The organism is Paracidovorax avenae ATCC 19860, assembly GCF_000176855.2.
GTDB classification, from domain to species: domain Bacteria; phylum Pseudomonadota; class Gammaproteobacteria; order Burkholderiales; family Burkholderiaceae_C; genus Paracidovorax; species Paracidovorax avenae.
In genome coordinates this window covers 5388913-5409442 of sequence record NC_015138.1, presented here as the reverse complement: position 1 = coordinate 5409442, position 20530 = coordinate 5388913, and the positions used below count along the sequence as shown (strand labels likewise).

The following is a 20530-nucleotide window of genomic DNA, read 5'->3' as shown; positions in this document are numbered from 1 at the left end:
CCATCTTTTCTGGAGCGCGGCGCATGCGGGGCCGCGGCATGCCCCCTGACGGATCCGCACCGCTGCGCGCGGCGATGCTGTGGGCCGGGCTGGCAGGAGCGGCCTGGGCCCAAGGCGAGGCACCTGCTGAGGAAGCCTCCGCGCGTGCGGCGTTGCCCACGGTCCATGTCTCCGGCGCGCAGTTCGACCCCGACGACGTGCGCCCCGAGGGCGTGACGACAGCCACCAAGACCTACACCGCCCCGCGCGACATTCCGCAGACCATCGACACGGTCGAGGTCAACAAGTACAAGAGCTACGGCATCAACGACCTCGCCACCATGCTCGACGGCCAGCCGGGGGTGAGCGCGAGCTATGACATGCGCGGCGAGGGGCTGACGATCCGCGGCTTCGACGTGAGCTCGGGCGACATCTACCGCGACGGAGTGCGCGAGGGCGGCCAGGTGCGCCGCAGCACCGCGAACGTGGAGCGCATCGAGATCCTCAAGGGCCCGGCGTCGGTGCTCTACGGCCGCGGGGCGGGCGGCGGAGTGGTCAACCTGGTGAGCAAGCAGGCGCGCTTCGACGCCAGGAGCAGTGCCACGCTGCGCGGCGGATCATGGGACAACGTGGGCGGCACGCTGGACATCAACCGCGTGCTGAGCCCGAACGTGGCCGTGCGCCTCACGGCCGACCGCGAGCAGGCGCACAGCTTCCGCAGCGGCATCCGCAACAGGAACGAGATGGTGTCGCCCAGCATCCTCGTGGACACGCGCACGGGCCTGCGCTGGACGGGCCAGTACACCTATGACAACGTCTGGCGCGTGCCGGACCGGGGGCCGGCCTACGAGCAGCTGCCTTCGGGCGTCTCGCCGCGCCAGGGCTTCGCGCAGCCCGGCGACTACGTGGAAGACCGCCTGCGCGTGCTGCGCTCGGACCTGAGCTACGACTTCAATCCGCGGTGGAGCGTGCGCTGGGTGGCCAGCCGGCGCGAGGCGCGGCAGGATTTCGACCACTACTTCCTGGGTACCTACTGCAATGCGCGCGGCCGCACGCCCACGGGCGCTGCCTGCACGAACCCGGGCCTGCTGCGCCAGAGCTATGCCTGGCAGCAGACGAACAACAAGACCACCATCCATACCGTGGACCTGACGGGCCGCGTCGAGCTGGCCGGCATGGCGCACGAGCTGCTGGTGGGCGTGGAGCACAGCGACGAGGAGCGCCAGCCGCGGCTTTTCTCCACCGCGGCGAGCAACGGCTTCGTCGATCCGTTCAACCCGGTGTTCAACGCCGTGCGGCCCGCGCAGGGCGCGCCGACGCAGCACAACCTGCACCTGGCCCGCGCCCGGGCGCTCTACGCGCAGGACCTCATCAGCCTCGCGCCGCAGTGGAAGCTGCTGGTGGGTGCGCGCTACGACGACTACGACTTCGACAGCCTGAACCGCCTCACCGATGCCTGGCGCCATTCGAGCGGCAGCTCCGTGAGCCCGCGCGCGGGCCTGGTGTGGCAGCCCGGCCGCGAGCACAGCGTGTATGCCTCCTACAGCAAGAGCTTCTCGCCGTTCGGTGGGCGCGGCATGCTGGGCATCAGCGGCGCGCAGGACGACGAGCCGCAGTATTCGCGCCAGTTCGAGGCAGGCATCAAGAGCGACTGGCTGCAGGGCGCGCTTTCCACGCAGTTCTCGGCCTACCAGATCGACCATTACAACATCCGCTACCAGCCCGATGCGACCAACCAGCCCGATGTCTGGGCGGTGCGCGGGCAGGAGCGCTCGCGCGGGCTGGAGTTCACCGCGTCGGGCCGCGTGGCGGCCGGCTGGTACGTGCGCGGGGGCGCGGGCATCACCCGTGCCGAAGTGGTGGAGAACAAGGCCAACCCCGCGCTGGAGGGCAAGGACCTGCGCGACGTGGCGCGCCGCACGGGCAACCTGTTCGTGCGCTATGCGCCTTCAGGGCCGTGGTACGGCGAAATCGGCGTGACCCATTCCGGCCCACGCTGGGCGAACGATGCCAACACGTCGCGCATGGCGGGCTACAGCCGCTGGGATGCGCTCATCGGCTGGCGCTCCGCGCCGTGGACGGTGACGGCGGCCGTCTCCAACCTGTTCGACAAGGAGTACTGGCGTCCCGGCACCAGCGCGCTTCCGGGCACGCCGCGATCGCTGCTGGTGAGCGCGAGCTACCAGTTCTGAGGCGCTTCCAGGTTCAGAGGCCCAGGGCCTGGCGCATCTGCGCGCCCGTGAGCCGCTGGCGCGGACCGGCGAGCAGGGCGCACATGCGTTCGTTGCAGGGCGCACGCAGGCCATGCGCTGCGGCCAGGCGCACGACGGCGCCGCAGAGGTCGTCGATCTCGGTGGGCCGGCCGGCTTCCAGGTCGTCCCACATCGATGAGCGCGCGGCCGGGTCGATGCGCAGCATGCGGCGTGCGAGCCGCGTGAACAGCGCGTCGGGCAACCGCAGCACGTGCGGCAGCAGTGCCGGTGGCACGGGCGCGACCTTCGCGGGGCGGATGCCGGCGTGCGCCATGGCGCGCAGCGCTTCGGCCTGCAGCGCCGCGAACACCTTGCGGCAGTCACGGTCCTGCAGTTCCTCGCGCAGCGGCAGGTCCGAGAGCGCATTCACGGGGTTGTTGAGGTTCAGCAGCAGCTTGCCCCACTGCACAGGGCGAATGTCCTCGACGACCGTGGTGCCCAGTCCTGCCGCCCTGAAGGCGTCAGCCGCCGCGGCGGTGGCCGGATCGCGCTGCAGGTGGATGTCTCCGGTGGTCGCACGGTGCACGTGCGTGCCGCGCAGCACCACGTTGTAGGGCACCATGGCCCCGATGGCAATGCCGGCGCGTGGTCGGCGATGCGCGCCACGTTGTCCACGCCGTTCTGCAGCGACACCACGGGCGTGCCGGGCGGGCAGGCGGTGACGAGCGCGCGCGCCGCCTGCGCCGTGGCGCCGCCCTTCACGCACAGCAGGACGATGGCGTCGCCGGGGCATTCCATGCCGTCCGGCGACGGGGCCCGCTGCAGCGCATGCGGTGGCACGCGCGCATCGGCCCCTTCCAGGTCGCTCACCCGCAGGCCGTCCTGCGCGATCGCGTCCAGGATGCGCGGGCGGCCCACCAGGGTCACCGTTTCCCCGGCCGCGGCCAGGCGCCCGCCCACGTAAAGGCCGATGGCGCCCGCGCCCATGACGATGAAATGCATGCGAAGCCTCCCGGAGGGCCGTGCAGGGGCCCTGCGCCCGAGACGGTGTGGGTGGATTGTGCGACCGGAGGCGGCAAGGCGCGGTGGCCCGCATCCCGCAAAATAGCGGGCTTGACCGCCGCCGCTCCCCTCCCATCCCCCCCGCAGCCCGCCCCCCGTCCGCTGGACATCGCGCTGCTCGCCAGCGTGTTCGTGGTGGCCGCCTGCGGCCTGCTCTACGAACTCGTCGCGGGCGCGCTCGCCTCGTACGTGCTGGGCGATTCGGTGCTGCAGTTCTCCACCATCATCGGCACCTACCTGTTCGCGATGGGCGTGGGCTCGTGGCTGTCGCGGTATTTCGACCGCCAGCTGCCCGCGCATTTCCTGCGGATCGAACTGCTGGTGGCGGTGGTCGGCGGGGCGCTGCCCGCGCTGCTGTTCCTGGCCAATGCCTATGTCCCGGGTGCGTTCCGGCTGCTGCTCTATGGCATGGTGCTGCTGGTCGGCATGCTGGTGGGCCTGGAGATACCGCTGGTGATGCGCATCCTCAAGCGCAACGTGGCGCTCAAGGACCTGGTCTCGCAGGTGCTCACCTTCGACTACCTCGGCGCGCTCGCGGTGTCGCTCGCATTCCCGCTGCTGCTGGTGCCGCACCTGGGGCTGGTGCGCACGGGGCTGCTGTTCGGCATCTTCAACGCGGTGGTGGCGGTCTGGGCGCTGTGGCTCTTCCGGCACGAACTGCGGCGTTTCCGGGCGCATGCGCTGGCGTGCGCGGCCGTGCTCGGGGCGCTGCTGGCCGGCTTCGCGGGGGCCGAGCACATCACCCGCCTGGCGGAAGACCATTTCTACCAGGACCGCATCGTCATCGCCAGCGCATCGCCCTACCAGCGCATCGTGGTGACCCACGGCCGCTCGGGCTACCGGCTGTTCCTGAACGGCAACCTGCAGTTTGCCGAGCGCGACGAATACCGCTACCACGAGGCGCTGGTGCACCCGGCGATGTCCGCCCACGGGGCACCGAAGCGCGTGGCGGTGCTCGGCGGCGGCGACGGCATGGCCGTGCGCGAGATCCTCAAGTACCCATCGGTCGAATCGGTCACGCTGGTGGAACTCGATCCGGCCATGACGCGGCTCTTCCGCACCGATCCGGCGCTGGTACGGCTCAACGCAGGAGCGCTCAACGATCCGCGGGTGCACATCGTCAACACCGACGCGTTCCAGTGGCTGCAGGAGGGGAGCGGAGGGGATGCCTCCACCTCGAGCGCTGCCGGGCCGCCCCAAGGCGCGAGGGCCCCCTCGGGGGGCAGCGAACCACGCGCAGCGGGGAGCGTGGGGGCACACGATACGTTCGACGTGATCGTGGTGGACTTTCCCGACCCGACCAACTTCGCGATCGGCAAGCTCTACACGAACAGCTTCTATGCCCTGCTCGGGCAACGCCTGTCGGCGAGCGGCTATGCGGTGGTGCAGACCACCTCGCCGCTGGTGGCGCGCCAGAGTTTCTGGACCGTGGTGCAGACCATCGAATCGGTGGGCCTCGCCACGGCGCCCTACCACGTGCACGTGCCGAGTTTCGGGGAGTGGGGCTTCGTCATCGCCAGCCGGCGGCCATGGCGCCTGCCGGAGCACCTGCCCGGGGGGCTGCGGTTCCTGTCGGTGCCCACGCTGCCGCTGCTGTTCGACTTCCCCCTGGACATGGCGCGGGTGCCGGCGGAGGTGAACCGCCTGTCGAACCAGGTGCTGGTGCACACCTACGAGCAGGAGTGGGGCAAGGTGGCAGCGCATTGATGCCGGGCCCGGCCTGACACGCCCGTGGCGTAGAGTACGCCGCATGCCTCTTTCCCACCTCGATCTCCCCGCGCTGCAGCGCCGTACCCTGCTGCGGGGCGCCACGGCCACGGCCGCCGCCTGTGCGCTGGCCGGGTGCGGGCCGGCGCCGCGCGACCTGCCCGGGGGCTTCACGGGCATCGACATGGCCCGGGGCCATGCGCTGCGCGACCGGCTGCAGAAGGGCGGGACGATCGAGCCCGATATCGTGCGCCGCACCCAGGTGGTGGTGGCGGGCGGCGGAGTGGCGGGCCTGGCCGCGGCACGCGCCCTGCGCCTGGCCGGAATCGATGACTTCATGCTGGTGGAGATGGAGGATTCCGCGGGCGGCAACAGCCGCGCCGGCCAGGTGGACGGCATGGCCTGCCCCCTGGGTGCCCACTACCTGCCGGTGCCGGGCGACGGCGCGCGCGAGGTGCAGGACCTGCTGGAGGAACTCGGCCTGCGGCGGCGTGTTGCGGGGCGCTGGCAGATCGACGAGCGCAGCCTGTGCCACAGTCCGCAGGAACGGCTGTTCTTCCGGGGGGCCTGGCAGGAGGGCCTCCTGCCCGTGAACGGTGTCGGCGCGGACACCCTGGAGCAGTACCGGCGCTTCTCCGCGCGCGTGGCGGAACTGGGGCGCACGGCGCGTTTCGCCATGCCCACGTTCAAGCTGTGGCGGCCGGACCAGCCGGTTTCCGCCGCACTGCGCTCTCTGGATGCCGTCACGTTCGATGCCTGGCTGTCGCAGGAGGGCTTCTCGGATGCACACCTGCGCTGGTACCTGGACTACTGCTGCCGCGACGACTACGGCGCCGGCACGGCGCGGGTGTCGGCCTGGGCGGGCATCCACTATTTCGCCAGCCGCCACGGCTTCCATGCGCCCGGCGATGCGGCCAGCGAGGAGCGCGATGGCGTGCTCACCTGGCCCGAGGGCAACGGCTGGCTGGCCCAGCGGCTGGCCGCGCCGGTGAGCGACGCCGGGGCGCTGCGCACCGGCAGCACCGTGCTGCGCATCGAGGAGAACCGGCGCGGGGTGGAGGTGGACGTGCTGCACCACGCGAGCGACAGCATCGAGCGCTGGCAGGCGCGCCGCTGCGTGGTGGCGCTGCCCGTCTTCGTGGCGGCGCGCGTGGTGCGCAACCCGCCCGCGTTCCTCTCCCAGGCCGCGCAGCGGCTGCAGTGGGCGCCCTGGCTGGTGGCGAACCTGCGCATCGACGCGCCGCTGTCGGACCGCGAGGGCGCGGCACCCGCCTGGGACAACGTGCTGTACGACGATCCGGCGCCGGGCGGCCTGGGCTATGTGGATGCGGGCCACCAGCGCCTGGATCCGCGCCCCGGCCCCACGGTGCTCACTTATTACCGGGCCCTGGGCGACGTGCCCGACGGCCGCCGCCAGCTTGCCGAACAGCCCTGGACGCACTGGCGCGACGCCATCCTCGCGAGCCTGTCCGGCCCGCATCCGGACCTGCGCGCCCGCGTGACGCGCGTGGAGATCACCCGCTACGGGCACGCCATGTCCATCCCCGTGCCGGGGACGCTGGCCTTCCTGAGCCAGGCCGGCCGCATGCCCGCGCCCCGGCAGCGCTATGTGCTGGCGAACGGCGAGCGCATCGCCGCGCCTTCCGTGCCCGGCACGGCCCGCCTGGCCTTCGCGCATGCCGACTGGTCCGGCTACTCGGTGTTCGAGGAGGCGTTCACGCGCGGGCATGCGGCGGGCATGGCGGCCGCCGCCTGATCCCCGGGCGCCTTCGCCGCGCCAGGCTCCGCCCAAGTCCCTGGTTTGAACAGGGGATTTCGGCATGGAGATGTGTTTCGATATGAATTCGATATATCGTAGATAAATCGTTCTATCGGAGTACATCCCATGAAAGACCTCGACCTGCTCGAATCCCGCGGCGCGCCGCCCGGCCCGCGGCGCGGCGGCGGCCGCTTTTTCGGCCACGGCGGCCTGCGCCTCGTTCTGCTGCAGCTCATCGCGGACAAGCCGCGCCACGGTTACGAGCTCATCAAGGCCATCGAGGAGCGCCTGGGCGGCAGCTACAGCCCGAGCCCGGGCGTGGTCTATCCCACGCTCACCCTGCTGGAGGAACTGGGCCACGTCACCGTGAGCGCCGAAGGCGGCGGCCGCAAGCTGCACACCGCCACGCCCGAGGGCCTCGCCCACCTGGAGAGCCACCGCGACGAGGTGAATGCCCTGCTCGCGCGCATGGCCGACGGCATGGCGCATCGCGGCCACCGGCCCGCGCCCGTGGAGCGGGCGGTGCACAACCTGCGCCAGGCCCTGCACATGCGCCTGGCGGGCGCTCCGCTCGACACGGAGCAGATCCACGCCATCGCCGACCTGCTGGACGACGCCGCACGGCGGATCGAACGGCTCTGACCCAAGGATTCACCATGAGCCAGACACCTCTTTCCACGCCCCCCCAGCCGTCCCCTGCCCAGGTGGAGGCCCGCGCGCTGCAGCGTGTGCGGCACGAACTGCGGCTGCGCACCCTCACCGTGCAGCGCGCCAAACGCATCACGCCCCACTGCGTGCGCGTGACGCTCGGGGGCCAGGAGCTCGCCGGCTTCCACAGCCCGGGCTTCGATGACCACGTGAAGCTGTTCCTGCCCGATCCGTCCACCGGCGAGCCCGTGCTGCCGGCCTTCGACGCCCAGGGCACCGCGGTACCCGGAGCTCCGCGCCCGGCCATGCGCGACTACACGCCGCGCCTGCACGATGCCCGGGCCGGCACGCTCGCCATCGATTTCGCACTGCACGATGCGGGCCCCGCCACCGCCTGGGCGCTGCAGGCCGCGCCCGGCCAGCGCATCGCCATCGGCGGGCCACGCGGGTCGCTGCTCGTGCCGCTCGCGTTCGATGGATACGTGCTCGCTGGTGACGATACGGCGCTGCCCGCCATCGCCCGCCGCCTGGCCGAACTGCCTGCAGGCACGCCTGCCCTCGCGCTCATCGAAGTGGACGGGCCGGCCGACGAGCAGCCTCTGCCCACGCAGGCCGCGGCGCGCATCCGGTGGGTCCATCGCTCGGGGGCGGCCCCGGGAGAGGGCTCGCGGCTGCTGGAGGCCCTGCGCGCTTTGCCCCTGCCGGCGGGCGACGTGCACGCGTGGGTGGCCTGCGAAACCGCTGCCGCCAAGGCGCTGCGCGCGCATCTGGTGGACGAGCGCGGCGTGCACCCGAAATGGATCAAGGCGTCGGGCTACTGGCGCCGGGGCAGCGCGGCCACGCACGAAACGCTCGGCGACTGAAAGGCCGCCAGCCGCCTGCGCGGGCTGCTCCGGGCATGGGCACGGTCGAGCGCGCGTCCTATAGGGCGGGCACGCACTGGCAGGCGATACTGCCGGGCCGCCATGTCCTTCATCCGCGAGCATTCCATGTCCCAGCCCAACGACGTGACCGTATCCGCTCCCGACCTGCCTGCCGGCGCGGGCGCACAGGCCCGCCACGGCAGCGGCGATACCGCCGGGCAGCGGGCCCTGCGGACCATCGCCACCCTGGAAGCCGTCAAGGGCGTGGTCGCGCTGATGGCCGGCCTGGGCCTGCTCGGCCTGCTGCACCACGACCTGCACCACGCCGCGGTGTCCCTGATCGGGCATGTGGGCCTGAACCCGGGCGAGCGCTACCCAGAGATGCTTCTGTCCCGGCTCGACCTGCTCGCGCACGAGGATTTCCGGTGGCTGCTGCTGGCCGTCATCGCCTATGCGGCCCTGCGCTTCACGGAGGCGTACGGCCTGTGGAAGGACCGGGCCTGGGGCGAGGCGCTGGGGGCGCTGTCGGGCGGCCTGTACATCCCGTTCGAACTCTGGCACTGGCTGCACCGGCCTTCATGGGCCGCCACCCTGGTGATCGCGTTCAACGCGGGGGTGGTGGGCTACCTGGCCTGGCGGCTCCGGACGCGGCCCGGGCAGGCCGCGTCACCGGCCTGACACCGAAAGGCGGCATCGTGGCGGCCTCATCCGCCATCGCCACGACATCCCGATGCCTGCCGCCTTCCGCTCCGCCACGCTCGCCGCCGCCCTCGCATTCGCCGCACTGCCGTGCGCCCATGCCGAGCCGGCCGCCTATCCCGCCACGCTCGCCGGCCACGCCGTGCTGCCGGCGCCGTCCTTCATCCCCGCGCCGCCGGATGCACCGGCGGACCTGCGCACCAGCGGCAAGTTCACCACGCCGCGGCGCGTGGATGCCGTGGGCACCGTCGAAGGCACGTCCGCCGGGCGGCCCACGGGCGTCTCGCTGCCGTTCCAGGGCCAGCCGCTGCAGGGCCACTCGGGCATCAAGCGCATGGCGGACGGCACCTTCTGGATCCTGACGGACAACGGCGCCGGGGCCAAGGCCAATTCGCCGGACTTCATGCTCTACCTGAACCACTATGCGGTGGACTTCAAGACCGGGCAGTTCCAGCGCCTGAAGACCGTGTTCCTGCACGATCCCGACGGAAAGGTGCCGTTCCGCATCGCCGAGGAGGGCACGAAGGAGCGCTACCTGACCGGCGCCGACTTCGACCCCGAGAGCTTCCAGTTCGCCGGCGGCGCGCTCTGGATCGGCGAGGAGTTCGGCCCCTTCCTCATCAAGGCCGACCTGGACGGCAAGGTGCTGGCGGTGTTCGACACCCAGGTGGACGGCCGCGTGGTGCGCTCGCCCGACCATCCCGCCGTCACCACCGCCGCCGCGCCCGATGCGAAGGCCCCGGCCTTCGACATCAAGCGCTCCAAAGGTTTCGAGGGCATGGCTTCCAGCCCCGACGGCAGCAGGCTGTACGCGCTGCTCGAAGGCCCGGTGTGGGACGAGTCAGCGAAAGCGTATGAATCCGTGGAGGGCGGCCGGCAGTACCTGCGCGTGCTGGAATTCGACGTGCGGCAGGAGAAATGGACGGGCCGCCACTGGAAGTACGTGCTGGAGGCGAACCAGAACGCCATCGGCGACTTCAACATGATCAGCCCCACCATGGGCCTGGTCATCGAGCGCGACAACGGCGAGGGCACGCCCGACAAGGCCTGCCCCGAGGGGCAGAAGCGTGCGGACTGCTTCCACGACGTGGCGAAGTTCAAGCGCGTGTACAAGGTGGAACTGACCGACGCCAACGCGGGCGGCCCGCTGCGCAAGGTGGGCTACATCGACCTGCTGAACATCCAGGACCCGAAGCGCCTCGCCCGCAAGCCCCTGACGGGCGGCGTGCTCGCCTTCCCGTTCTTCACCATCGAAAACGTGGACATCGTGGACGCCACGCACATCGTGGTGGGCAACGACAACAACCTGCCTTTCAGTTCCAGCCGCGAGCCCAACCGCGCCGACGACAATGAACTGGTGCTAATCGAGGCAGGCGACCTGTTGCGCGCCCGCTGAGGGCCCGGCCCGGGCGGATGTGAGCGGATGGGGGCGGGCCCGGCGCGCCCTGCAACGAGGCCGGCCCGCAGTTGCGTCACAATCTCCACCGTTTTCGCCATCGTGGTGCCGGTAGTCCGACGCGGCCGCCCCGGTGGCCCGTTTGGGGAGCTTCCGTCCTTTGACCCTGTCGCCCGTTCCTCCGCAGCCGCCCACGCCCGGGGGGGATGACGATCCCGCGCCCGGCGGGTTGGCCCCGGTGCCGCTTGCCGTGGCGGGGCAGCGCGTGCGTGCGCTCGAGGAGCGGGAGGCGCACCTGCGCTTCGCCGCGATCGCGGGACGCATCGGCCTGTGGGAGCTGGACCTGGAGACGTTCGCGCTCACCAGCTCCGAAGTCTGCCGCGAGCATTTCGGCCTGCCTGCCGAGCAGCCGCTGAGCTGGCGGGCGGTGGTGGCGTCTGTGCATCCCGACGATGCCGGGCGCGTGCGGGCCGCTTTCGAGCACAGCATCGCGCAGCGCCAGGAGTACGCGCTCGACCACCGCATCCGGCGCGCGGACGGCCGGGTGCGCTGGCTCAAGGTGCTGGCCCAGGTGCAGGGCGGCGTGGCCGGCCGCAGCCTGCGCATTGCAGGAACGGCCCAGGATGTCACCGAACAGACGCTCGCCGAGCGCCGCACGCAGGCGCTGCTGCAGCTCGACGACAGCTTCCGCTCGCTCGAGGACCCCGCCGACATGGCCTACGCCGCCGCGCGCGTGCTGGGTGAAACGCTCGGCGTGGGACGCGCGGGCTACGGGGACATCGACGAGACGAACACCGTCACCATCGTGCGTGACTGGACGTCCCTGGGCATGTCCACGGCCGTGGGCCGGCACCATCTTCCCCACTATGGCCGGTTCTACGAAGACCTGCTGCGCGGCCATATCGTCACCGTGAACGATGTGTCCACCGACGAGCGCACCGCCAGCCACGTGCCCGCCCTGCGGGCGGTGCAGGCAGGGGCGCTGGTGAACCTGCCGCTGATCGAGGGCGGGCGGCTCGTGGCGATGCTGTTCCTGAACCACCCGGTGCCGCGGGAGTGGTCCGAGGACGAACTGGCGCTGATCCGCAGCGTGGCCCACCGCACGCGCATGGCCGTGCAGCGGCGCACCGCGGAGCAGCAGCTGCGCGTGCTGGCCGACACGCTGGAAACCAAGGTCGAAGAGCGCACCCGCGAGCTGATGGCCGCGGAAGAGGCATTGCGCCAGGCCCAGAAGATGGAGGCCGTGGGGCAGCTCACCGGGGGCATCGCGCACGACTTCAACAACCTGCTGGCCGGCATCATGGCGAGCCTGGACCTGCTGCGGCTGCGCGTGTCCCAGGGACGCGTGGCCGACATGGAGCGCTGCATCGACACGGCGCACCGATCCGCCAAGCGTGCGGCCTCGCTCACGCACCGCCTGCTCGCGTTTTCCCGCCGCCAGACCCTGGCACCCATCGTGGTGGACTTGAACCAGCTCGTCGCGGACCTGCTGGAGCTGGTGCAGCGCACCGTGGGGCCCGCCATCGCGGTGCGGTTCGAGCCTGCCGCAGGGCTCTGGATGGTGCGGGCCGACGCCGGGCAGATCGAGAATTCGCTGCTGAACTTGTGCATCAACGCGCGCGATGCGATGCCCCGCGGCGGCACCCTGCGCATTGCCACCGCCAACCATGCCGCCGGGCAGCCCGGCGACGGGCCGCACCCGCGCCATGCCACCGACCTGCCGCCGGGTGAATATGCCGCGCTGTCGGTGGCCGATACCGGCGAGGGCATGGCACCCGACGTGGCGGCACGGGCCTTCGAGCCCTTCTTCACCACCAAGCCCCTGGGGCAGGGTACCGGCCTGGGGCTGTCCATGGTCTATGGCTTCGCCCAGCAGTCGGGCGGCTCTGCCCGCATCGCTTCGGTGGCGGGGCAGGGAACGACGATCACCCTCTGGCTGCCCCGCCATGCCGGCGCGGAGGCGGAACTGCCGGCCGGCCCGGGCGCCACGGCGTCGCCTGCCGGCCAGGCCCGGGCGCCTGTGTCCGGGCCGGGGCGCGACATGCCCGCGGTCCTGCTGGTGGACGACGAGCCTGCCGTGCGCTCGACGGTGGCGGAGTCGCTGCGCGAGCAGGGCTACCGCGTGCTCGAGGCAGAGGACGGGCCCTCCGCGCTGGAGATGCTGCGCGGGGCCGGGCGGCTCGATCTCCTGCTCACCGACGTGGGCCTGCCCGGCGGCATGAACGGCCGCCAGGTGGCGGATGCCGGCCGCGCGCTGCGCCCGGGCCTGCCCGTGCTGTTCATCACCGGCTATGCGGAGCAGGCCGTGATCGGCGATCGTGACCTGGATCCGGGCATGGGCGTGCTCACCAAGCCCTTCGACCTGGACGTGCTCGCGGCGCGCGTGGCCGCGGCCCTGGGCGCGTAACGCGGTCCGCCTTCCCGGGGCGCCCCTGCCGGAGCGGGGAGAGGGCCCCGGTGGCACAATGCCCGGCGCCTCCCGCTTCCTTCATCCACAGAGATCCGCGCCATGTTCACAGGTATCGTCCAGGCCACCGCCACCCTCGCCGAGCTGCAGGACCGCGAAGGGCTGCGCACCTTCGTGATCGAGTTTCCCCCCGGCTTCTGCGAAGGGCTCGCCATCGGCGCCAGCGTCGCGGTGGATGGCGTGTGCCTCACGGTGACGCGCCTGGTCTCGCCCACGTCGGCGGCTTTCGACGTGATGCTGCAGAGCCTGAACGTGACCACGCTGGGCGGCTATGCGGCCGGGCGGCGCGTGAACGTGGAGCGGGCGGCCCGCGACGGCGCGGAGATCGGCGGCCATCCGCTGTCGGGCCACATCGATTTCGCGGCCACCCTGCAGAGCGTGCGCGATTCCGAGAACAACCGCGTGTGGCGCGTGGCGGTGCCGGCCCCGTTCCGCCGCTATGTCTTCGCCAAGGGCTACATCGCCCTGCACGGCGCCAGCCTGACCGTGGCCGAGGTGAACCGTGCCGAGGGGTGGTTCGAGGTCTGGCTGATTCCCGAGACGCGCCGCGCCACCGTGTTCGAGGACCTGCGCGCGGGCGACGCGCTCAACGTGGAAATCGAACGCAGCACCCAGGTCGTGGTGGACACGGTGCGCGAGGCGGTGGAGGAAAGCCTCGGCGAACTGCGCCCGGTGCTGGAAGCGCTGCTGCGGGAGAAGGGCCTGTCGCTGGACGATTTCGTGCGCCCTCCGGCCGCCCTGCAGCGCTGAAGCGCGGCGCGCCGCCGGCCTGGCATTCAGGCGGCTTCCTCTACGCGGTTGCGGCCCCGGTCCTTGGCCCGGTAGAGGGCGGTGTCCGCTTCCGAGAGCAGGTGGTCCAGCACCAGGCCGTGGCGCTGGGAAACCGCCACGCCCACGCTGGCCGTGAGCCGGAAGCGCTCCCCCGAGGGCAGGATGACCGGTGCCGTCTCGATGGCGTGGCGCAGGCGCTCGGCGCATGCCGCACCCTCGGGGCCCGCGCAGGGGCCGAGCAGCACCACGAATTCCTCGCCCCCATACCGCGCCACGAGGTCGCCCGGGCGCAGGGTGTTGCGCACCGCACGTGCCACGGCCCGCAGCGCCTCGTCGCCGGCGGCATGCCCCGCGCGATCGTTGAAGCTCTTGAACAGGTCCACGTCCAGCAGCATCAGGGCGACGTCGAAGCGCTGCTGCCGCGCCTGTGCGACGCGTTCGCGCGCCGCCGCGAAAAACGCGCGCCGGTTGGGCAGCCCCGTGAGGAAATCGGTGAGCGACTGCTCGCGCAGCTGCGCGATGAGGCCGTCGCGCTCGCGCTCGAGCACCTGCCGGGCCTGCGTGTGCTCCTGCAGCGCGCGCACGGCGCCGATCACCGCGGCGATCTCGTCGTCGGCCGCGGGCCGGGGCAGCGGTGCGTCCAGGCGGTTGCGGGCCAGGTCCTGCAGGGCCCGTGTCGTCTGGGCCAGGGGGCGCAGCACGCGGGCGTGCAGCATGGCCAGCGTGCCCGCGAGGATGGCCCAGAGCAGGGCCGAGGCGCCCGCCACCTCCACGAGGCTGTGCAGGGCGCGCTCCCGGGCGGCGAGGGCGTCGGCCTGCAGCCGCGCCATCAGCCGGTCTCGCAGGGCCACCACCTTGCCCAGTTCGGGCACGTAGCGCTCCGCGAACTGGGCGGCGGTGATGCCGTAGCGTCCGTCCCGTTCGCCGGCCGCCAGCACGGGGGCGACGATGTCCCGCGCCGCATGGCCGAAGTAGCCGCTGTCCACGGCCTCCCAGGCCTGGGCGATGTCGGGCGGGGCATCCTGGCGGGCCAGGCGCTGCTCCAGCAGGAACTGCAGCGCCATGATGCGCCCGCGCGTCTGCTCGATCGCATGCCGTTCTTCGGGCGTGAACGGCCGCTGCTTCGCCAGCGCGGCGGTGAAGTGCGACCCGAGCAGGCCCGCATGCTCGCGCAGCTCCGCGGTGATCCGCAGCATCTGCGTGTCGCCGTCCATGGACGGCTGGGCCGTCCGCACGGCCTGGATCAGGGCGCTGTTGACCGGCGCGAACCGCGGCACGATGGCTGCGAGGCCATAGACGCTCGCGCGCACGGCCTCGGGCGTGCGCTGGGCGTGGGGAAGGGAGATGACCGCGTCGGCCGCCGCCCGTGCGCGGGCGAGTGCCTGCGCGGTATCGTCCGCTCCGGCCAGCAGGGCGTCCATGTGCGGCAGCTGCGTGCGGGCGGCCAGCATGGCGCGCAGCTGCGCCATGGCCTGGCCGGTGCTTTCCCGCGCCCGCGCCAGGGCGGCGACGGCCTGCGGGTCGGGCGCTCCATCGAGCGCGCCGAGGCGTGCGTTCGTCGGGCCGCGCTCGCGCGATACCCGCTCGGTCGCCACCAGGCCCAGGCCGAGGTCCGCCAGCGCGCGCGATCCGGCGTCCGCCGCGCGCCACGAACGCCATTGCCCCCAGCTGGCATGCGCGGCCAGCAGGGCCGTCACGGTGGCCAGCACGATGCCGATGAGGCGCAGGAAATGGTTGAGGGACATGAAGGCACGTGGCCGCCACCGGTCCGGGTCGGCCAGCCCGCCGGAGCACTGTTCGCGTTGTGATGTACTGTCGGCACTCTATTACATACAGTGACGTCCCACGGCCGGGTTGCCCTTCGAACCCGACCGGAACACACGGGTTCCATGCACTCTCCTGCCGATCCGGCCTCCACGTCCGTCCCTTCCCCCGCTCCCGTGCCACCCATACGCCGGCTGGGCGGGGAAGACCTGCCCGGCCTGCTGGCAGTGCAGCGGGCCTGCTATGGCGAGGGGTTTCTCGAAAGCGCCGACGTTTTCGCGCGGCGGCTGGCCAGTCCCGTGAACTGTTCGCTGGTCGCCGGGGCGCCCGGCGCCGTGCAGGCCTACTTGGCCGCCTATCGCTCCGTTCGCGGCAAGGTGACGCCGCTGCACGGCGATTTCGAGGTGCCCGCCGGGGTGCCCGACATGCTCTACCTGCACGACATGGCCGTGCACCCCGCCTGCGCGGGCCAGGGGCTGGCCAGCGCGTTGCTGCAGGCAGCGTGGAACGAAGCCCGCGCCGCCGGGCTGCAGCACACCGCCCTCGTCTCGGTGCAGGGCTCGCGCGCCTACTGGGAGCGCCAGGGCTATGCGGTGCGCGAGCCTGCATCGGCCGAGGCGCGCGAACGCCTGGCGGGCTATGGCGCGCAGGCGGTGTACATGGAGCGCCTGCTGTAGGCAGGGCACGCCCCGGCCTGCTCAGGGAGCTGCGGGCGCGTGGCGCGGAGCCTCCGGCTCCTGGATCTCGTGGATCTCGACGCTCGACGGCACCGATACCGGTGCCGCACCCGTGAACTGCCCCCGCAGCCACTCCATCGCGTTGTGCCCCATGCCGCGCAGCGCCTGCGAGAGTTCCGCGGGCCGCATCGACTGCAGCCCCGCATACATCTTTTCCAGGCCCGCGCCGGCCAGGTGGCCCACCGGTCCGGGAATGGACACGTTGAGCAGGGCCATGGCCGCCGCCCCCAACAGCATGCCGGTGGTGTTCTTCTCGATGAAATCGTCCGCGGCATGGTTGGCCGTCAGCACCGCGATCATCACGAGGCTGAGGCCCGCGAACGACTTGAACTCGTCGAGCGCATCGCGGCGCGTGACGTTGGGGTTGCGGGCGTTGGCGACCATCAGGGCCACGGTGAACGCCGCGTCGGACGCCAGGTCCACCATCCCGATCTGGTCGGGATACATCAGGCCGGTCGTGGTCGCGCAGACGGCACCGGTGAAGGCCGCCAGGGCGTATTTCGCGATGCGTTCGGCCTTCTCGGCTTCCTGTTCTGCTCCGTTGGCGGCCGAGGCGGCCTGCTCGGGCAGGCCCGCGGGGTGCAGCACGCGCTCCAGGTCGGTGGCGATGGACAGGAACGCATCCGCGACCAGCGTCAACTGCTTGCTGGTGACCGGACTGAGCTCCTTGCCGTCGCCCTGGGCCAGGAAGCTGGCCTTGGCGTTGGTGACGGCCTTCTGGTCTGCGCGGGCCAGGTCGAGCGCCTGCGAGAGGGCCGTGCGCGCCTGGACGGCGGCTTCGCGTGCGGCCTGCACGGCCTCGCCCGCGTCGTCTGCGGCCGGTTCCGCAGGCCCTGCGGGGAAGCCGGCCGCCTGCTGCAGGCGGGTACCGGCCGCGGCAAGCTCCGGGTCCGGCACGCCGTGGCGCATGCGGTTGGTGAGCTCCCGCGTCTCCTTGCCCAGGAAGCCGAGGAACAGCGCCGCGGTGGACACCATGCCAGCGCCCACGTTGAAGGCCGGATGCCCGTTGAGCTTATGCAGTTGCGGCACGAACGTGGGCAGCGCGAAGATCGCTGCCTGCACCACGTTGATGTAGTGGCGCGACATGAAATGGTCCATGGCGCTGTGCCGGTTCGCCCCCGTGGGCGAGCGTGCCGAGCCGATCGCCATCAAGGCGGTCTTGGCGTAGAGGCCGGCCAGTTCGGCCTCGAACTGGTTCTGGTGGCCGCGGAACGCGATGGCGACGGGCAGGACGGGCAACAGCGCATTCATGCCGAGATAGACCGCGGCACGGCGTGCCAGCGGCTGCTCGGTCTCCAGCGCCTCCAGCGTCGAATCCAGGTGAGCGAGCCGGCCCTCGAATCGCGTCTGGAGCTCGGCGGGAACGTCCTGCGCCAGCAACTGCGTGCGCAGCGTCTGCGCGGCGTTCCGCAGTTCCGGCAGCGTGCTGCCTGCGGGAAGCACCCCGCGCTCCGGGTCTGCCCGGCCCTTGAACTCCTGCATGAATTCCGCGTCGTCGCCGCGCATCACGGCCGTGCGGGCATCGACCATGTTCCCCATGGTCTTGAGGAACTGCCCCAGGCGCGCCCCCGCTCCGGCAGGGCCTGGCGCGTCCGGCGCGGCTTCCGCGAGCCGGGCCGGGCTCGCGGCCGCAGAGGTGGCCGAGGTCACGGATGGCGAGGCAGGCCGTGGCAGGGGGGAGCGCGGCGGCGTGGCGCTGCCTTCGCTGCGGCCGGACCGCTGGGCCGGGGAGGGCATTCCCTCCGGCAACGCGACGCGCGTGGATTCACGCTGCGGACTGTCCGCAGCCGCGGCTGCGGCCGGCGGGGAAGCAGGCCGCTGTGCGGCTGCAGGGGAGATGGAAGAACTGTTGATCGCAGACATTTGGAGTTATCGGGAAAAATAATCCGGAGTCTCGGAGGGCTGCCCATCTTCTGCAGGCATGCGCGCGAATAGGTGCCCGCAGGCGCGAAGCCGGCGGCGGACGGGTCGCGGGCCGGCGTCTGGTGTGCCGGGTTCAGGAGGCGGCGGCCTGTGCGGTGATCCAGTCGCGGAAGCTGCGCAGGGCAGGGTCCACCAGTACTTCCGGCCGGTACACCAGCCGGTAGGCCAGCGGCGTCGCCAGTGCGGCCGACCGCACGGCCACGAGCGTGCGCGCCGCGATCTCCCCGGCCACGAAGCCCTGCCGCGCCAGGGCGAAGCCCCGGCCTGCCAGGGCTGCCTCGATCGTGCCGTTGGAATGCGTGAACACCACGCCCTGGCTGCAGTCCACGCCCAGGGCCCCGTTCGCCTCGCACCAGAGCCGCCAGTCGCCGCGGTGTCCGTCGTGCAGCAGCCGGGCGCCGGTGATGTCGGTGATGCGGGGCACGCGCCGGGGTGCGATCAGGCGCGGGCTGCAGACCGGCACCAGGTCGTCGGCCACCAGCACCTCGGCCTGCAGCCCTGGTGCCACGCCCAGGCCATGGCGTACCGCGAAATGGATGTCCTCGGACGCCAGATCGACCACCCGGTCGGTGGTGCTCACGTGCACATCGACATCCGGTGCCACGCGCGAGAAATCCTCCAGCCGCGGCACCAGCCACTGCACCGCGAAGCCGGCGGTGCAGCTGAGCCGCACCACGCGCCGCTGTCCCAGCGCCTGCAGGCGCGCGGTGGCGTGGCCGACGAGCGCCAGTGCCTCGGCGCAGGCCGCAAGGTAGTCGCGCCCCGCGGGCGTGAGCGCGAGCCCGCGCGGCAACCGCTCGAACAGCGCGCAACCCAGGAAGTCCTCCAGCCTGCGCACCTGCTGCGATACCGCGCCCGGGGTCACATGCAGTTCCGCGGCCGCGGCGCGCACGCTCAGGTGGCGGGCGGCCGCCTCAAAGAAGCGTACGGAAGCAAGCGGGGGAAGGCGCATGGCTGTTAAGCAGAACTAAACGATCTCGCAGCATAAATCGTTTGCTGCCGCTGCAGCCCTCTGCCGAGAATGTCCCTGCGGCCGCACGCCGGCCTGGTCTTCTGTTCTTCCGTTCACCTGCCTGGACACCACCTGCCATGTCTTCCGCCAGCCTCCTGCGTCTCGTGCTGCTCGCCGCCCTGTGGGGCGGGAGCTTTCTCTTCACCCGCTACACCGTCCCGGCGCTGGGTGCCGTGCCCACGGCCTTCGGGCGCGTGCTGCTGGCCGCGCTGGGGTTGATGGTGCTGGTGGCGTTGACGCGGCAGCGCCCCGCCTTCCGGGGACGGCTGGGCGCCGTGCTCGTGCTCGGGGTGGTGAACTCGGGCATTCCGTTCTGCATGTTCGCGCTGGCCGCGCGGGTGCTGCCCGCCGGCTACAGCGCCATGCTGAACGCCACCACGCCGCTCATGGGCGTGCTCATCGGCGCGGCGGCCTTCGGCGAGCGCATCACCGGCGCGGGCGCCGCGGGCGTGCTGCTCGGCATGGCCGGCGTGGCCGTGCTGGCGCAGGCCGGGCCGGTCGTCCTCACCGCGCAGGTCGCGGCGGGCATCGCGGCGTGCCTGGCGGCCACGGCCTGCTACGGCCTCGCGGGCTTCCTCACGCGCCGCTGGATCACCGCACGCGGCGGGCTGGACAGCCGCCTGGTCGCGCTGGGCAGCCAGTGGGGCGCCGTGCTGGCGCTGGCGCCCTGGGCGGCATGGCAGGCCTGGAGCCAGCCGGCCCTCGCAGGCCAGTGGGCCGCGGCGCCTGCGCAGGTGTGGGCGGCGCTGCTGGCCATGGGGCTGCTCTGCACCGCGTGGGCCTACGTGCTGTATTTCCGGCTGATCGCGGATGTGGGGCCGCTCAAGGCCCTTTCCGTCACCTTCCTCGTGCCCGTGTTCGGCGTGGCCTGGGGCTGGCTGCTGCTGGACGAAACCGTGACCGTTGCACATGCCGCGGGCGGCGCCCTGATCGCGCTGGCGCTCTGGCTGGTGCTGCGGCCGGCACCCCCGCGGCCGTGAAGGGACTGGCCGGCGGTGCGGCGGCATGGTCATAATGCGCGCCATGCCCAACCGCTGGAAACCCAACGTCACCGTGGCCGCCGTCATCGAGCAGGGAGGCCGCTTCCTCCTCGTGGAAGAGGACACGGCCGACGGGCTGCGGCTCAACAATCCCGCCGGGCATCTCGACCCTGGGGAGTCGCCCGAACAGGCCTGCGTGCGCGAAGTGCTTGAGGAAACGGCCTACGACTTCACCGCCACCGCGCTGGTCGGGATCTACCTCAACCGTTTCACGCGCACCCGCACGGGCGACGACATCACCTACCTGCGATTCGCCTTCACCGGCACGCTGGGCGCGCACCATGCCTGGCGCACGCTCGACGACGGCATCGTGCGCACCGTGTGGATGACGCCCGATGAGCTGCGCTCCTGCGCCGACCGCCACCGCAGCCCGCTGGTGATGCGCTGCATCGAGGACTACCTCGCCGGGCAGCGGCACCCGGTGGACATGATCCATACCGACGCGAGCGTGCTGCGCGGAAGCTGACGCGGCTGCGGTCACGTTGGCGGCCTGCCGCCGGCAGGCCTTTGG

General features: G+C 71.9%; 15 protein-coding genes and 1 pseudogene. 12 read left to right on the top strand and 4 right to left on the bottom strand.

Going from position 1 to position 20530, the window contains the following annotated elements; all coding sequences use genetic code 11:
* Window positions 1–38 precede the first annotated feature (38 nt).
* On the top strand, window positions 39–2171 hold the full coding sequence (locus ACAV_RS23430; RefSeq protein ID WP_041829464.1) for a TonB-dependent receptor: 2133 nt from the start codon (window positions 39–41) through the stop codon (window positions 2169–2171).
* A gap of 13 nt (window positions 2172–2184) precedes the next feature.
* Here ACAV_RS23430 and ACAV_RS23425 read toward each other — a convergent pair.
* Window positions 2185–3173 (bottom strand): annotated as a pseudogene (locus ACAV_RS23425) (2-dehydropantoate 2-reductase).
* 111 nt (window positions 3174–3284) lie between these two features.
* On the opposite strand from ACAV_RS23425, the gene ACAV_RS23420 reads away from it, so the two are divergent.
* The 8 genes from ACAV_RS23420 (at window position 3285) to ACAV_RS23385 (ending at window position 13522) form a co-directional block, all read left to right on the top strand.
* Window positions 3285–4940, top strand: a complete 1656-nt coding sequence (locus tag ACAV_RS23420) for a polyamine aminopropyltransferase (RefSeq protein ID WP_041828863.1) — start codon at window positions 3285–3287, stop codon at window positions 4938–4940.
* 43 nt (window positions 4941–4983) lie between these two features.
* Window positions 4984–6696: an FAD-dependent oxidoreductase gene (locus ACAV_RS23415; RefSeq protein ID WP_013597057.1), complete on the top strand. Its 1713-nt coding sequence runs from the start codon at window positions 4984–4986 to the stop codon at window positions 6694–6696.
* Between the two features lie 129 nt (window positions 6697–6825).
* A complete protein-coding gene (locus ACAV_RS23410; protein WP_013597056.1) occupies window positions 6826–7341 on the top strand; it encodes a PadR family transcriptional regulator in 516 nt (171 codons plus the stop codon).
* A 14-nt stretch (window positions 7342–7355) separates the two neighbouring features.
* A complete protein-coding gene (locus ACAV_RS23405; protein ID WP_013597055.1) occupies window positions 7356–8210 on the top strand; it encodes a siderophore-interacting protein in 855 nt (284 codons plus the stop codon).
* Between the two features lie 126 nt (window positions 8211–8336).
* Window positions 8337–8888, top strand: coding sequence for a DUF2127 domain-containing protein (locus tag ACAV_RS23400; RefSeq protein ID WP_225981627.1), 552 nt, complete (start codon window positions 8337–8339; stop codon window positions 8886–8888).
* Window positions 8889–8940: 52 nt separating this feature from the next.
* Window positions 8941–10305, top strand: coding sequence for an esterase-like activity of phytase family protein (locus ACAV_RS23395; RefSeq protein ID WP_013597053.1), 1365 nt, complete (start codon window positions 8941–8943; stop codon window positions 10303–10305).
* A 160-nt stretch (window positions 10306–10465) separates the two neighbouring features.
* Window positions 10466–12712 carry a response regulator gene (locus ACAV_RS23390; RefSeq protein ID WP_013597052.1) on the top strand — a complete coding sequence of 749 codons (2247 nt, stop codon included), beginning with the start codon at window positions 10466–10468 and terminating at the stop codon, window positions 12710–12712.
* A 102-nt stretch (window positions 12713–12814) separates the two neighbouring features.
* The gene (locus ACAV_RS23385; RefSeq protein ID WP_013597051.1) at window positions 12815–13522 is read left to right on the top strand and encodes a riboflavin synthase; all 708 of its coding nucleotides are present in this window, start codon (window positions 12815–12817) and stop codon (window positions 13520–13522) included.
* Between the two features lie 26 nt (window positions 13523–13548).
* Here ACAV_RS23385 and ACAV_RS23380 read toward each other — a convergent pair whose 3' ends face one another.
* Window positions 13549–15288 carry a GGDEF domain-containing protein gene (locus ACAV_RS23380; protein ID WP_013597050.1) on the bottom strand — a complete coding sequence of 580 codons (1740 nt, stop codon included), beginning with the start codon at window positions 15286–15288 and terminating at the stop codon, window positions 13549–13551.
* A 144-nt stretch (window positions 15289–15432) separates the two neighbouring features.
* On the opposite strand from ACAV_RS23380, the gene ACAV_RS23375 reads away from it, so the two are divergent.
* Window positions 15433–15984 (top strand): GNAT family N-acetyltransferase, encoded by a 552-nt coding sequence (locus tag ACAV_RS23375; RefSeq protein WP_013597049.1) that lies wholly within the window; start codon window positions 15433–15435, stop codon window positions 15982–15984.
* 21 nt (window positions 15985–16005) lie between these two features.
* Here the strand turns inward: ACAV_RS23375 and ACAV_RS23370 are convergent, their stop codons facing one another.
* Both ACAV_RS23370 and ACAV_RS23365 read right to left on the bottom strand, forming a co-directional pair.
* A complete protein-coding gene (locus ACAV_RS23370) occupies window positions 16006–17907 on the bottom strand; it encodes a hypothetical protein (RefSeq protein WP_041828861.1) in 1902 nt (633 codons plus the stop codon).
* A gap of 133 nt (window positions 17908–18040) precedes the next feature.
* Window positions 18041–18919, bottom strand: a complete 879-nt coding sequence (locus tag ACAV_RS23365; RefSeq protein WP_013597047.1) for a LysR substrate-binding domain-containing protein — start codon at window positions 18917–18919, stop codon at window positions 18041–18043.
* Between the two features lie 137 nt (window positions 18920–19056).
* On the opposite strand from ACAV_RS23365, the gene ACAV_RS23360 reads away from it, so the two are divergent.
* On the top strand, window positions 19057–19959 hold the full coding sequence (locus ACAV_RS23360) for a DMT family transporter (RefSeq protein WP_013597046.1): 903 nt from the start codon (window positions 19057–19059) through the stop codon (window positions 19957–19959).
* Between the two features lie 43 nt (window positions 19960–20002).
* A complete protein-coding gene (locus tag ACAV_RS23355; protein WP_041829460.1) occupies window positions 20003–20485 on the top strand; it encodes an NUDIX hydrolase in 483 nt (160 codons plus the stop codon).
* Window positions 20486–20530 lie beyond the last annotated feature (45 nt).

What these genes read in the sequence shown, in the direction of transcription:
- ACAV_RS23430 (WP_041829464.1), top strand. Translation starts at nt 39, where the DNA reads ATGCCCCCTGACGGATCCGCACCGCTGCGCGCGGCGATGCTGTGGGCC.
- ACAV_RS23415 (WP_013597057.1), top strand. Translation starts at nt 4,984, where the DNA reads ATGCCTCTTTCCCACCTCGATCTCCCCGCGCTGCAGCGCCGTACCCTG.
- ACAV_RS23410 (WP_013597056.1), top strand. Translation starts at nt 6,826, where the DNA reads ATGAAAGACCTCGACCTGCTCGAATCCCGCGGCGCGCCGCCCGGCCCG.
- ACAV_RS23405 (WP_013597055.1), top strand. Translation starts at nt 7,356, where the DNA reads ATGAGCCAGACACCTCTTTCCACGCCCCCCCAGCCGTCCCCTGCCCAG.
- ACAV_RS23400 (WP_225981627.1), top strand. Translation starts at nt 8,337, where the DNA reads ATGTCCCAGCCCAACGACGTGACCGTATCCGCTCCCGACCTGCCTGCC.
- ACAV_RS23395 (WP_013597053.1), top strand. Translation starts at nt 8,941, where the DNA reads ATGCCTGCCGCCTTCCGCTCCGCCACGCTCGCCGCCGCCCTCGCATTC.
- ACAV_RS23385 (WP_013597051.1), top strand. Translation starts at nt 12,815, where the DNA reads ATGTTCACAGGTATCGTCCAGGCCACCGCCACCCTCGCCGAGCTGCAG.
- ACAV_RS23380 (WP_013597050.1), bottom strand. Translation starts at nt 15,288, where the DNA reads ATGTCCCTCAACCATTTCCTGCGCCTCATCGGCATCGTGCTGGCCACC.
- ACAV_RS23375 (WP_013597049.1), top strand. Translation starts at nt 15,433, where the DNA reads ATGCACTCTCCTGCCGATCCGGCCTCCACGTCCGTCCCTTCCCCCGCT.
- ACAV_RS23370 (WP_041828861.1), bottom strand. Translation starts at nt 17,907, where the DNA reads ATGTCTGCGATCAACAGTTCTTCCATCTCCCCTGCAGCCGCACAGCGG.
- ACAV_RS23365 (WP_013597047.1), bottom strand. Translation starts at nt 18,919, where the DNA reads ATGCGCCTTCCCCCGCTTGCTTCCGTACGCTTCTTTGAGGCGGCCGCC.
- ACAV_RS23360 (WP_013597046.1), top strand. Translation starts at nt 19,057, where the DNA reads ATGTCTTCCGCCAGCCTCCTGCGTCTCGTGCTGCTCGCCGCCCTGTGG.
- ACAV_RS23355 (WP_041829460.1), top strand. Translation starts at nt 20,003, where the DNA reads ATGCCCAACCGCTGGAAACCCAACGTCACCGTGGCCGCCGTCATCGAG.